We start from the raw sequence: 13595 nt of genomic DNA on the forward strand, positions 1-13595 counted from the left end.
TCCATAAAAACGGCCTTGACTTACATGATTTAAATTGTTGTTTAACGTTTTACTTAGTGTAATTTTGTGATTTTTTTATTCTTGTAAAAACGCGTGTAAATAACTGTAAATAAAATATTTACATAATAGTGTATTTGCTACAATATGTAAAAAATTAGTTATAAAAACTAGTTTTTGTGAAAGATAAGTAATTACCTTTGCTGTACTAACTAACTTATTGTCATGAGCAAAGAGAAACTGCAAACACCAGATTTAGGCTATTTAAATCTAGGTGAAAACGTTGCTGTAAAGTACCAATTATCCCCAGCGGAATTAATTGAAGATGCGTTATTGAATAAAGAAGGTACGCTGGCCTCATCGGGTGCGCTGGCGGTTGATACCGGAAAGTTTACCGGACGTTCTCCAAAAGACCGGTTTATTGTTTGCGACAGCGTTACCGAAGACCAGGTATGGTGGGGCGATGTAAACATTAAAATCAGTCCGGAGAAGTTCGATCAGTTATTTAATAAACTAACGGCTTATCTGGCTGATAAAACCATCTATGTCCGCGATTCATCGGCCTGCGCCAATCCGGATTACGATATTTCTATCCGGGTAATTACCGAAACAGCTTATCAGAATCTTTTTGCTCATCATTTATTTATCCGTCCAGAAGCACATCAGCTGGGAATTACACCAGAGTGGACGATTATTGCTGCCCCAGGCTTTTTGGCCGATCCTTCAACTGATGGAACGCGTCAGGAAAATTTCTCCATCCTGAATTTTACTAAAAAAATGATTCTGATTGGTGGAACAGGTTATACCGGTGAAATCAAGAAAGGTATTTTCTCGGTGTTGAACTTTATTCTACCTGTATATAAAAATACCTTGTCTATGCACTGCTCGGCCAATGTGGGCAAAGATGGCGATACGGCTATATTCTTTGGTTTATCTGGTACGGGTAAAACTACACTTTCTGCCGATCCGGAAAGGGGATTGATTGGTGATGATGAGCATGGATGGGGGGCAAGCTCCGTTTTCAACTTCGAAGGAGGCTGCTATGCAAAATGTGTGGATTTAACCCAGGAAAAAGAACCTCAGATATATAAGGCTATCAGAACAGGATCTTTATTAGAGAATATTAACTTCTTTCCGGGTACAAAAGAGGTAGATTATACCAATATTGCTAAAACTGAAAACACGCGGGTAGCTTATCCTATTAATTATATCGATAACGCCATAATTCCATCAATAGCTGGTGTACCTAAAAATATTTTCTTTTTAACTGCCGATGCCTTTGGCGTGTTACCTCCAATCTCTAAATTAAATGTAGAACAGGCCATGTTTCACTTCATGAGTGGCTATACCGCCAAGGTTGCAGGTACCGAAACCGGTGTAACCGAGCCCCAGTTAACATTTTCTGCCTGCTTTGGTAAGGCCTTTCTCCCATTACACCCATCAAGATATGCTGCATTACTGGGCGAGAAGATGGAAAAACACCAGGTAAATGTGTGGCTTGTAAATACCGGCTGGACTGGTGGAGCCTACGGTATTGGTAAAAGAATGAAATTAAGCTATACCAGGGCCATGATTACGGCAGCCTTAAACGGAGATTTAGACCACAATAAATATAAGCAACACCATGTATTTAAACTCATGATGCCTTTAACTTGTCCGGGTGTGCCAAACGAAATTTTAGATCCGTCTAAAACCTGGGACGACCAGGAAGAATACTTTTTAAAGGCCTACGAACTGGCCGATGCATTTGCAGAGAATTTTAAACAGTTTGAGGTGCCCAAAGTATCAAAAAGGCATGGCGAAGCGTTAAAATTATGTTAAATGTGCTTTAAAATGCATTTTTTGAGCAAAAAATTTGCAATTCGATTTTTTTTTAGTTTTTATTGTGAAAGAATTGCCTCCGGCTGAGGCAATTTTTTTGTTTATATGCCCAACTGAGTTACCGTAAACTAAATGTTAAGTAACGATTTGATTGTTTATTGATTTATTAATTTGTAATTTAAAATCAATTTATAAATTTGTTTTTCGCAACAAAATCAGATAAGACACGTTGTGTGTAATACAAAAGAAATAACAGCTAAAAATTAAAAACAAGAACTAAAACTAAAATTCAAAAAAAAATGGCAAACGCACCAAAACCAACAACTGTTAAAAAAGAGAGCTCTTCAAGTGCATCTAACGTTTTCGCAACATTGGTAATTCCTATTTGTATTGTAATTGGCTTCATCATCTGGAGATACGTATTAGGAGATCCTTCAAACTTTATCGATAACAACAACGAAAACTTACCTTTGCCAAATAACTACCCTGGTACAGCGTTTAAGGGAGGTCCGATCGTAGCGGTATTAATCGGTTTATTATTAACTACAATCGTTTTCTCTATCGAGCGTTTAATCGTAATCAGCAAAGCAAGCGGTAAATCTAGCTTAGATACTTTTATCATCAAAGTAAAAGGATTATTAAACGCTGGTAACATCGAAGCTGCTAAAGCTGAGTGTGATAAACAACAAGGATCTGTTGCTAACGTAATTAAATCAGGTTTGAAAAAATATAGCGAGGTTGAAGCTGACACTAACTTAGATGTTGAGCAATCAATCGTTGCCATCCAAAAAGAGGTTGAAGAAGCTACTGCTTTAGAAATGCCTATGTTAGAGCAAAACTTAACGATCATTGCTACTTTGGTATCAATCGGTACGTTAATCGGTCTATTAGGTACAGTAACAGGTATGATCCGTGCATTCGCCGGTTTAGCTAACTCAGGTGCTCCAGATCAGGCTGCATTAGCGGTAGGTATCTCTGAGGCCCTAATCAATACCATGACTGGTATCGCGGTTTCTACTTTAGCAATTATCATGTATAATATCTTAACTTCTAAAATTGACAAGTTAACTTATGCTATCGATGAAGCTGGTTTCAGCATCGTTCAAACTTACGCTAGTTCGCATAAATAATAAATTTTGAAAAAATTTTTACCGGCTTTATGGAAAACCGGGAAAAAGATCATCATTATTAAAAAGTAATTAAAATTATGCCTAGAATTAAAGTTAAAAGAACCAGTACAGTAACAGATATGACCGCCATGTGCGACGTAGCTGCACTGTTACTTACGTTCTTCATATTAACTGCTACGGCAAGACAACCAGAACCACTAGCGGTAATAACACCTTCATCAACGTATGAATTTAAGGTTCCAGCTGAGAACAATGCTATATTAACCATTGGTCAGGGTAAGGTTTTCTTCGAAGTAGCAGGCCAGAATGTGAGGGCGAGAACCTTAGAGTTGATTGGTCAGCAATACAAAATCAATTTTACTCCGGAAGAAATTAAAAAATTCTCTGTAGTATCAACATTTGGTGTGCCGATTGCAAACTTAAAATCGTTCTTAGCCATGTCTGGAGCGGACCGTATGAAACCAGGAGTTCAAACTGGTATTCCTACAGATTCTACCGATAATCAGTTAAACGCTTGGGTTTTGCAAGCACGTACGGCTACAGCTGAGGTTAATCAGCAACCAATGCGTGTGAGTATTAAAGGCGATTCTAAAGAGGAGTATCCTGTAGTTAAAAAAATCGTAGATGTTTTGCAGAAGCAAAAAGTGAACAAGTTTTTATTGGTTACTAACGCTGAAGCTAGAAAAAAATAAAAGATGGCAGAATTAAACACAGGTGGGAAGAAAGCCACCCCGAGAGTAGATATGACGCCGATGGTTGATTTGATGTTCCTTTTGGTAACATTCTTTATCTTAACCACCTCAATTTCTACGCCGCAAGCAATGGATATTGTTAAGCCTGATAAAGACGATAACAACAAGGATAACAGGTTGGAACTGAAAGCTTCTAAAACCATGACTATTTTATTAGGAAAACACGATAAAGTAGCCTGGTATATGGGAGAAGCTGGTGCATCAGCTCCAACGTACGAAAACCTATCGCAAGTTGACAAGTCGATTATCGAAAATAGAAAAAAAGCAGATGCATCTGGAGTAAAAGGTGAATTTGTGGTTTTAGTTAAACCAACAAGTGGCTCAAACTTCAAGAACTTTGTTGACATCATGGATGAATTGGAAATATTAAAGGTTAAAGTTCGTCAGATTGATGATGACAATATCTTGGATAGTGAAAAGGAATCAATGAAATCTCAAGGTATTTTATAATTTGTTAAATCAGTAATCATGTCAAAATTAGATATATTAAGAAGGGAGTGGATTGATGTAGTTTTTGCTGAAAAAAACAAAAACTACGGCGCTTACCAATTGCGTAAAAGCAATGGTGCCAATACCACTCGGGCATTAATTATTGGTTCAATAGTATTTCTAGCGCTTTTCTTTGCTCCAAAAATCTACGGATTAATTAAAGGTTCTTTAAAAGAGGATCAGCAAGTTGAAAAAGCGAAAGAGGTAATTATTGCACCTCCGCCCCCAGTTAACCCAGAAACGCCACCTCCGCCACCGGTAGAGCCACCGCCACCAAAGGTAGATCAGGTAAAAATGCCACCTCCAATCGTAAAGCCAGATGAGCAGGTACGTGATGAGGAGCCACCAACAGTTGAAAAACTGAAAGAGGCAGATCCAGGTCAGAGAGATATTAAAGGTGATCCAACCGCTGATATCGTAATTGCTGCACCTGTAGGCGAAGGCCCTAAAAGAGAAGCAGCGGTTGCTGTTGATGATAACCAGGTTTATGACTTTGTTAGTATCGAGAAACAACCAGAGTTTCCGGGAGGCTTACCTAAATTCTACAAATACCTAAGCGGTGCGATTAAATATCCGCCAATGGCTCAGGAAAACAACGTACAAGGTAAAGTGTTTTTATCTTTCGTAGTAGAAAAAGATGGTAAATTAACCGATATTACAGTAACACGTGGATTAGGAAGTGGTACAGATGAAGAAGCAATCCGCGTATTAAAAGCAAGCCCACGTTGGAATCCAGGTATTCAAAATGGTAAACCAGTAAGGGTAAAATACAACATCAACGTTAACTTTACATTGAACTAATAGTAGATGTTAAATTTTGATATCTTTAAGCAAAAATCGCCTAAACAGCGGTTTTTGCTCATTTTAGGGCTAGTAGCTTTCCTGTTATATCTGGTAATGGGGATTGCTTTTATCTTTTGGCCACCCATTGCATTGCGATTTAATTTCATCCCAGCATGGGGGCGTATTGCAATAGGAATCTTTTTAATTTTTTATGCTTTTGTAAGATTGTTAAGTCTTGGAAGGCGCGACTAAAGCCGTAATGAAAAATATTCTCTTCATTTTTATGGTACTTGCTTTAATCTCTTGTAAACGAAAAGATAAAAGTACAGGTGTTAAAGAAACCCGCACCAGCGGAACAATGAGAATGCTCGTTGATGAAAGCGTGAGCCCTATCGTTCTGAAACAAATTGACATCTTTAAGCTGGATTATCCGGAGGCAAAGTTCGAAACGACAATTAAGCCCGAAGAAAAGATTATTGCCGCTTTTTTAAATGATAGCGTTCGCGTAATTGTAATGCCCAGATTGCTGAGTAAGCAAGAAGAAAAGTACTATAACCAACGAGGAATCAAAATCAATTCAATTCGGTTTGCAATAGATGGAATTGCATTAATTACAAACAAAGACAATATCGATAGTACAATTACCGTTAAAGAAGTGGTTGATGTATTACAGGGGAGAAATTCAGATAAGAAACTGGTCTTTGATAACGCTTATTCAAGTACCTTTCAATACTTTAAACATTTGGCTAATATCAGCCAATTTCCCGCAAAAAACGTTTATTCAAAAAATTCCAGTAATGAAGTTATCAAACTTGTTGCGCAGGATAAAAATTTTATTGGTATTTTGGGCGTAAATTGGATTTCTGAACAGAATACCGAAATGGCTCAATACCTTGCCCAGGTTAAAATGATGGGTGTTAAAAACGATAAAGGAAAAGTAGGAAGCGATAAATTTTATAAACCTACGCAGGAAAATCTTATAAACGGAGTCTATCCTTTTCTAAGAAACGTAAATATAATTGAGTGCGAGGGTAGAGATGGTTTAGGCACAGGATTTGCAACATGGTTAAGAAGCCAGAGAGGACAGTTGATTGTACTTAAATCTGGACTTGGCCCGCACAAGCTAATGCCAAGAGAAATAAATTTAACTAAAGAAAGTAATAAATAAATTATAAATTGAACCACGAAGTATTTAGAGATAATGCTTCATAATTGTTAAAACCAATGTTCGGTAAGTTTGGTTGGAGATTTTGGATAAAAATAGAACTCACTCCAGCCCGATTTTAAAAACATTTAAAAACAAAAAATTGATCCAATGAAAATTTCAAAGAAAGCAATAACCTTAAATGTAGGTTTGGTGTTGATGGGTTCTGCAGTTTTTGCTCAAAGTTTAACTGATGCGAAAAAAGCCATTGATGCAGAACAGTATCAGAAAGCTTCATCGATGCTTAAGTCGTTGGTAAGCTCTAAAGCCTCAGATGGCGAAAATTATTATAACCTGGGTTTGGTTTACCTGAAAACAGGTTACATCGATTCAGCAAGAGCCGTTTTTACTAAGGGTTTAACTGCTGATCCGAAAAATGCTTCAAACCTGATTGGTTTAGGCGAAGCTGATTTATTGTCGAACAACCCTACTTCGGCAAAAACCAACTTCGATAAGGCAATTGAATTGGGTAAAAAAGACTATCAAACTTACTTACAAATTGGTAGAGCATATTTAGCTCAGGATAAACCAAGTGACGAAGTTTCTAAACCTGATTTTACTAACGCAATTGCCAATATCACCAAAGCTGATGAGTTAGATACGAAAGATAAAGATGCTGGTGTATTCTTAGCTTTAGGTGATGCTTATGCATTGCAAAGAAAAAACTCTGAAGCATTAGGCCCGTATTTCCGTGTAAACGATGTTGACCCAACCAACAGAAGGGCTAAAACGCAGATTGGTAAAATGTATAAAGAATCGCGTGCTTTTCCTGAAGGTGAAAAAGAATTATTGGATGTAATTGCTGCAGACCCGAACTATGGTCCGGCTTACCGCGAATTAGGTGAGTTATACTTACAGTGGAGTAACTTCGGTACAGACAAAGAGAAAGCTGCTAAAGGAATTGAAAACTATAAAAAGTATATGGATTTAACTGACAAATCTTTAGAGTCTCAGTTACGTTATGCTCAATTCTTATTCTATGCTAAAGATTTCAAAACATTAGAACAAGTTGCTTCTGCTATTCAAGCACCGGCAAACGATCCTAAAAATGCAATTGTATCCAGGATGAAGGGCTGGGCAGCTTATGAAAATAAGAATTATCCGGTTGCTTTGACCAGTATGACTGAGTTCTTTGCAAAGGAAAAAGACACAACCAGAATTTTAGGTAACGATTATCTGTATTTGGGTAAAGCGCAGTTGCAGGCTGGACAAGATAGCTTGGCTTTAAACAATATTATTAAAGCTACAAAAGTAGATTCAGCAAATGCTGAGGCTTTATCAGAAGCTGCTGCTGCATTATATAAAGCAAAAAAATATGCTAAGTCTGCTGATGTTTACGAGTTAGCTGCCAAATATAATCCAAACGGTAAAGGTTCACTTTATAACTACTTGTATATTGGTATCAATAGATTCTTAGAATCTTATTATCTTAAAAAGGAAAATAAGCCAATGAATATTGAAGGTTTAGTTAGGGCTGATACAGCACTTGGAACTTTATCTAAAGCTTCTCCTGATTTTGCGTTATCTTACTTTTACAGAGCAAGGATTAACGATTATATTGATCAGACTAAAAATGCCTCGGCTACAAAAGGTTTAATGATTCCATATTATGAAAAATATGTAACATTAGTTAAACCTGAGGAGCAGGCATCGGCCAAAAGCAATTTAATTGAATCTTATCGTTTATTAGGTGCGTGGTATGCAGATAAAGATAAAGCAAAAGCGATAGATTACTTAAATAAATGTTTGGCATTAGATCCTGCCGATAGTTATGCAACTGCTAAATTAAAAGAGTTACAAGCTCCGGCAGCTGCTAAAGGTAAAGGCAAATAATTAAAAGTTAAATAATTTAGAAAAGGCAGAGTTTGGTTACTCTGCCTTTTTCTTTTACTTTTGCATCACAAAATAAAAATTATGCAAGCGCAAAGTACCTCTATAGATTTTTTACCTATTATATTTCAAGTTATTGTTGCTTTAGGTTTCGTAGTACTCACTTTAGTAGCTACACACGTATTAGGCCCTAAACGCAAAACAGCCGATAAGTTAGAGACCTTCGAAGCTGGTATTAAAAGCGTGGGTAATGCCCGTCAGCCATTCTCAATTAAGTATTTCGTAGTAGCCATCCTGTTTGTATTGTTCGATGTGGAGGTTATTTTTATGTATCCCTGGGCAGTTAATTTCCGTGCATTAAAAATGGATGGTATGATCGAGATGTTCATTTTTATGGGCACCTTATTGCTTGGCTTTATCTACGTAATCAAGAAAAAAGTATTAGACTGGAACTAGTCCGTTAACAGTTGTTAGTTCGCAGTTTGTATGATTCTTGTGACTAAAAACTTAAAATTATCAACTGAAAACTGTACGTGTATCAGTTACACTAACCAGGCTTGATTTTGGTTATTTAGAAAGGTTCTAAATCTGGTGATTCTAGTTCAATTGCCTTTTAAATATTGTAAATTTGCTGCTCATTCTTCAAAGGGATGAGCATTTTTTGTTTATAAACATGAGTGAAATTAATATAGTTGATGCGCCTCCAGGAACCGAAGGGCCTGGCTATTTTGCCACCTCTTTAGATAAAGTGATTGGTTTGGCCCGCTCAAATTCATTATGGCCATTGCCATTTGCAACTTCTTGTTGTGGAATCGAATTTATGGCTACCATGGGTTCTCACTACGATTTAGGTCGTTTCGGTGCAGAGCGCTTGAGTTTTTCTCCCCGTCAGGCCGATGTTTTAATGGTTATGGGTACTATCGCTAAAAAGATGGCTCCGGTATTAAAACAAGTGTATATCCAAATGGCAGAGCCACGTTGGGTAATGGCTGTTGGAGCCTGCGCAAGTAGCGGTGGTATTTTCGATACTTATTCTGTTTTGCAGGGTATTGATGAGGTTATTCCGGTTGATGTTTACGTACCGGGTTGCCCGCCAAGACCTGAAGCCATTTTAGATGGTTTTCAGCGGATCCAGGATTTGGTTAAAAACGAATCGGGCAGAAGAAGAAATTCTGATTATTACAAAGAACTTTTAGGCCAATACGGTATTAAATAATGGAAGAAACGACACTAAATAATACTATCCTGGCAAAACTTAGCGAAAAGTTTGGCGAAAAGGTAACTGCGGTTGCCGAGCCTTACGGTTTGCTTACTTTTGCAACAACAAAAGATGTAATCATCAATGTGTTGTCGTTCCTTAAAAACGATTTAAAATTTAACTTCTTAACTGATATTACTGCGGTTCATTATCCGGGTAAAGATCATGGCATTGCAGTGGTTTACCATTTGCACAACATGGTAGAAAAAGTTAGGATCAGGGTTAAAGTTTTTATTTCAGAGCAAAATCCAACAATTCCTACTGCAACAACAGTGTGGAAAGGAGCGAACTGGATGGAGCGCGAAACTTACGATTTGTTTGGTGTTAAATTTGAAGGACATCCTGACTTACGCCGTATCCTGAATATGGACGATTTAGGTGTACACCCAATGTTGAAACAATATCCATTGGAAGACCCGAACAGAGTAGATAAAAAAGACGAATTTTTTGGAAGGTAATTTTATGAATCATAACCATCCGGTATTTACAGATAACGACCCGCAAAGTGAGCTGGTAACCTTAAATTTAGGCCCAACACACCCTGCAACCCACGGCGTTTTTCAAAACGTTTTGCAATTAGATGGCGAACGTATTGTAAGCGGCGTTTCAACTATTGGGTATATTCACCGTGCTTTCGAAAAGATTGCCGAGCACCGCCCATTTTATCAGATTACACCACTTACCGACCGTTTAAACTATTGTTCTTCGCCTATTAACAACATGGGCTGGCACATGACGGTTGAGAAGTTATTGAATATCCAAATGCCAAAACGTGTAGATTATCTGCGCGTAATTGTAATGGAGCTTTCGCGTATTGCCGATCACATTATCTGTAACACGATTATTGGTCAGGATACAGGGGCTACCACCACATTCCTTTACCTTTTCCAGTTCCGTGAACACATTTACGAGATTTTTGAAGAGGTTTGTGGTGCACGTTTAACCACAAATATTGGCCGTATTGGCGGTTTTGAAAGAGATTTCAATGATATCGCTTTTGCCAAAATCAATAAATTCTTAAAAGAATTTCCTGCGGCATTAAAAGAGTTCGAAAACCTGTTAACCCGCAACCGTATCTTTATCGACAGGACTGCGGGTGTTGCAGAAGTAACGAAAGAAACTGCTTTAGAGTACAGCTGGACAGGTCCACTTTTACGTGCTACTGGTGTAGATTACGATGTGCGCGTAAGTGATCCGTATTCTTCATACCAGGATTTCGATTTCGAGGTTCCCGTTGGTACCAGTGGCGATATTTACGACCGTTATTTGGTTCGTAATGAGGAAATGTGGCAAAGTGTACGCATTATTGAGCAGGCTTTGGAGAAATTAAAATCAGAAGAAAAAGGTATTTTCCATGCCGATGTTCCTGAATTTTACCTGCCTCCAAAACAAGAAGTTTACAATAATATGGAAGCATTAATCTATCACTTTAAAATTGTGATGGGCGAAATTGATGCACCAAAAGCAGAAGTATATCATGCTGTAGAAGGTGGTAATGGTGAGTTAGGTTTCTATCTGATCAATGATGGCGGACGTACCCCATACCGTTTACACTTCCGCAGACCAAGTTTTATAAATTACCAGATGTTTGCGCCAATGAGCGAGGGCATGTTATTGTCTGATGCCATTATCAACATGAGTAGTATGAACATTATTGCAGGAGAATTAGATGCTTAAAGTAGAAGAACAAACACCTGTAACTTTTTCATCAGAATTGCTGGCCAAATTTGATGAAATAAAAAGCCGTTATCCTGAAGGAAAACAAAAATCAGCTTTGCTACCCTTATTACATTTGGTGCAGGCCGAATTTCTTTGGGTACCAACATCGGCAATGGATCAAGTAGCTGCATATTTAAATATTCAGCCGATTGAAGTGTACGAGGTAGCTACATTTTATACCATGTACTTTTTAAAACCTCAGGGTAAATATGCACTGGAGGTTTGCCGTACAGGGCCTTGCTGCCTGGTAGGTGCCGAAAAAATATTAACCCACTTAGAAGATAAGTTAGGCGTTAAAGAAGGTGAAGTAACTGCAGATGGCCTTTTCAGCTTTAGAGGAGTTGAATGCTTGGCGGCCTGTGGTTTCGGTCCGGTTTTACAAATTAGCCCGGAATATACTTTCTACGAAAACTTAACTACCGAAAGTGTAGATAAACTGATTGAAGATTTAAAGAACAAGATTTGAGAAACTAGATTTGAGATTTGAGATAAGGCGGCTGTCGCACATCTCACGTCTCACATCTCACATCTAAAAAATAATGAGTCGCAAATTATTACTTGAGCATATAAACGTACCAGGCATCAATACACTTGAGGTCTATCGCCAAAAAGGCGGGTACCGTGCCGTTGAAAAAGCCCTTAAAACTTTAACACCAGAAGAAGTTGTTGAAGAAGTTAAGAAATCAGGCTTGCGCGGCCGCGGGGGTGCTGGTTTCCCAACAGGAATGAAATGGAGCTTTTTGGCTAAGCCGGAAGGTGTTGCCCGTTATTTGGTTTGCAATGCCGATGAGTCTGAGCCGGGAACTTTCAAAGACCGTTACCTGATGACTTACATTCCGCATGCTTTAATTGAAGGCATGATTGTTTCGAGTTTTGCTTTAGGTGCTAAGGTTTCATACATCTACGTTCGTGGAGAGATGATGCCTCAGATCCGCATCCTGGAAAAAGCAATTGCTGAAGCAAAGGCTGCAGGATGGTTAGGTAAAAACATTTTGGGAACAGGTTACGATTTAGAATTATATGTTCAGCCTGGCGGTGGGGCCTACATTTGTGGTGAAGAAACCGCTCTGTTAGAATCACTTGAAGGTAAAAGAGGTAACCCTCGTATTAAGCCACCTTTCCCGGCAATTGCGGGTTTATACGGTTGTCCAACTGTAGTAAATAATGTAGAATCGATCGCTGCAGTTGTGCCGATTATTAACGATGGAGGCGATGAATATGCTAAAATCGGTATTGGCAGAAGTACAGGTACCAAATTAATCTCTGCATCTGGTAATTTAGTAAAACCAGGTGTTTACGAAATTGAACTGGGTTTACCGGTAGAAGAATTTATCTACTCTGACGAATATTGTGGTGGTATTGCTAACGGAAAACGTCTGAAAGCAACTGTTGCAGGAGGTTCATCTGTGCCAATCTTACCCGCTAATTTAACCTTAAAATATGCTAATGGCGAGCCTCGCTTAATGAGTTACGAATCATTAGCTGAAGGCGGTTTTGCTACCGGAACCATGTTGGGATCTGGTGGTTTTATCGCTTTTGATGAAGATCAGTGTATTGTACGCAATACCTGGAATTTTTCGCGTTTCTATCACCACGAAAGTTGCGGACAATGTTCGCCATGCCGTGAGGGCACTGGCTGGATGGAAAAAATCCTGCACAAAATTGAGCACGGACATGGTACCATGGATGATGTAGATTTGTTATGGGATGTTCAGCGTAAAATTGAAGGAAATACCATTTGCCCGCTAGGTGATGCAGCAGCATGGCCGGTTGCAAGTGCTATCCGTCATTTCAGAGATGAATTTGAGTGGCATATTAAAGAGCCGGTGAAGAGCCAGAGCCAGAATTACGGTTTGGCAAACTATGCAAATCCGATTGAAAAAGCTCCGGTAACGGAAGAAAAATAAAAGCGCCTCGGTTCGTGTGTTCACGAAACAAAAGCAAGAAATAAATCTTAAGGTCACATTTTTTGACCTTAAGAAAGTTTAACTTAATACCATGAATATGTAAATGAAAGAAGAATTAACATCCGTAATTATCCCAAACGAAGTAATTATTAATAAAATATATCTTTTTCGGGGAGTTAAGGTGATGTTGGATTCGGATTTAGCAGAACTCTTTGGCGTTGAGACTAAAAGATTAAAAGAACAAGTTAGAAGGAATATAGAGCGTTTTCCGGAACATTTTATGTTCGAACTTACAAAAGAAGAAAACGAGGTTCTAAGGTCGCAATTTGCGACCTTAGAACAAGGAAAGTATTCAAAGTATCTTCCGTTTGCGTTTAGCGAGCATGGTATTTTGCAACTATCAAACGTTTTAAAAAGTAAACGTGCGGTAGAGGTAAGTATTAAGATTATTGATGTGTTTGTACAACTTAGAACCATGGTTTTAAGTAATACGGAAATAAGATTAGAAGTAGAAAAGATTAAAAAGAAAGTAGATAATCAGGATAAAAATATTGAAGTAATCTTCAGGTATTTTGATGAACTACTAGAACAAAAGCAACAACCAAGAAAAGAAATTGGTTATAAAATCCCGGGAGGGAAATAATATAATTGAATTGGTTCGTGGAGAAACAAACCAATGTGAGATAAAGCAATAAAAGAATATCA

General features: G+C 38.1%; 14 protein-coding genes. All 14 read left to right on the forward strand.

From position 1 onward, the window contains the following. The first annotated feature begins 222 nt into the window (after window positions 1-222). The 14 genes from pckA (at window position 223) to OC25_RS06225 (ending at window position 13533) form a co-directional block, all read left to right on the forward strand. The gene (gene pckA, locus OC25_RS06155) at window positions 223-1818 is read left to right on the forward strand and encodes a phosphoenolpyruvate carboxykinase (ATP) (RefSeq protein ID WP_052265999.1); all 1596 of its coding nucleotides are present in this window, start codon (window positions 223-225) and stop codon (window positions 1816-1818) included. Between the two features lie 299 nt (window positions 1819-2117). Continuing rightward, window positions 2118-2948 (forward strand): MotA/TolQ/ExbB proton channel family protein, encoded by an 831-nt coding sequence (locus tag OC25_RS06160; protein ID WP_039472953.1) that lies wholly within the window; start codon window positions 2118-2120, stop codon window positions 2946-2948. A 77-nt stretch (window positions 2949-3025) separates the two neighbouring features. Then, the gene (locus OC25_RS06165; protein ID WP_039472955.1) at window positions 3026-3640 is read left to right on the forward strand and encodes a biopolymer transporter ExbD; all 615 of its coding nucleotides are present in this window, start codon (window positions 3026-3028) and stop codon (window positions 3638-3640) included. Between the two features lie 3 nt (window positions 3641-3643). Further along, on the forward strand, window positions 3644-4150 hold the full coding sequence (locus tag OC25_RS06170) for an ExbD/TolR family protein (RefSeq protein WP_039472958.1): 507 nt from the start codon (window positions 3644-3646) through the stop codon (window positions 4148-4150). Between the two features lie 18 nt (window positions 4151-4168). Then, window positions 4169-4990, forward strand: a complete 822-nt coding sequence (locus tag OC25_RS06175) for an energy transducer TonB (protein ID WP_039472960.1) — start codon at window positions 4169-4171, stop codon at window positions 4988-4990. A gap of 241 nt (window positions 4991-5231) precedes the next feature. Then, window positions 5232-6140: a PstS family phosphate ABC transporter substrate-binding protein gene (locus OC25_RS06185; protein WP_039472965.1), complete on the forward strand. Its 909-nt coding sequence runs from the start codon at window positions 5232-5234 to the stop codon at window positions 6138-6140. 147 nt (window positions 6141-6287) lie between these two features. Continuing rightward, entirely contained in the window at window positions 6288-8009 is a 1722-nt protein-coding gene (locus OC25_RS06190; protein WP_039472967.1) for a tetratricopeptide repeat protein, read from the forward strand. Window positions 8010-8090: 81 nt separating this feature from the next. Further along, entirely contained in the window at window positions 8091-8462 is a 372-nt protein-coding gene (locus tag OC25_RS06195; RefSeq protein WP_039472969.1) for an NADH-quinone oxidoreductase subunit A, read from the forward strand. Between the two features lie 217 nt (window positions 8463-8679). Further along, window positions 8680-9222: an NADH-quinone oxidoreductase subunit B gene (locus tag OC25_RS06200; RefSeq protein ID WP_039472971.1), complete on the forward strand. Its 543-nt coding sequence runs from the start codon at window positions 8680-8682 to the stop codon at window positions 9220-9222. Continuing rightward, window positions 9222-9722: an NADH-quinone oxidoreductase subunit C gene (locus tag OC25_RS06205; RefSeq protein WP_039472972.1), complete on the forward strand. Its 501-nt coding sequence runs from the start codon at window positions 9222-9224 to the stop codon at window positions 9720-9722. Before OC25_RS06200 ends, OC25_RS06205 begins: the two co-directional genes overlap by 1 nt. 4 nt (window positions 9723-9726) lie before the next feature. After that, a complete protein-coding gene (locus tag OC25_RS06210; protein WP_039472974.1) occupies window positions 9727-10941 on the forward strand; it encodes an NADH-quinone oxidoreductase subunit D in 1215 nt (404 codons plus the stop codon). Further along, the gene (locus tag OC25_RS06215) at window positions 10934-11449 is read left to right on the forward strand and encodes an NADH-quinone oxidoreductase subunit NuoE family protein (RefSeq protein ID WP_039472976.1); all 516 of its coding nucleotides are present in this window, start codon (window positions 10934-10936) and stop codon (window positions 11447-11449) included. Before OC25_RS06210 ends, OC25_RS06215 begins: the two co-directional genes overlap by 8 nt. A 73-nt stretch (window positions 11450-11522) precedes the next feature. Beyond that, window positions 11523-12890: an NADH-quinone oxidoreductase subunit NuoF gene (nuoF, locus tag OC25_RS06220; RefSeq protein ID WP_039472979.1), complete on the forward strand. Its 1368-nt coding sequence runs from the start codon at window positions 11523-11525 to the stop codon at window positions 12888-12890. Between the two features lie 103 nt (window positions 12891-12993). Further along, the gene (locus tag OC25_RS06225) at window positions 12994-13533 is read left to right on the forward strand and encodes an ORF6N domain-containing protein (protein ID WP_039472981.1); all 540 of its coding nucleotides are present in this window, start codon (window positions 12994-12996) and stop codon (window positions 13531-13533) included. Window positions 13534-13595: the final 62 nt, after the last annotated feature.

The organism is Pedobacter kyungheensis (assembly GCF_000812965.1).
Taxonomy (GTDB): Bacteria; Bacteroidota; Bacteroidia; order Sphingobacteriales; family Sphingobacteriaceae; genus Pedobacter; species Pedobacter kyungheensis.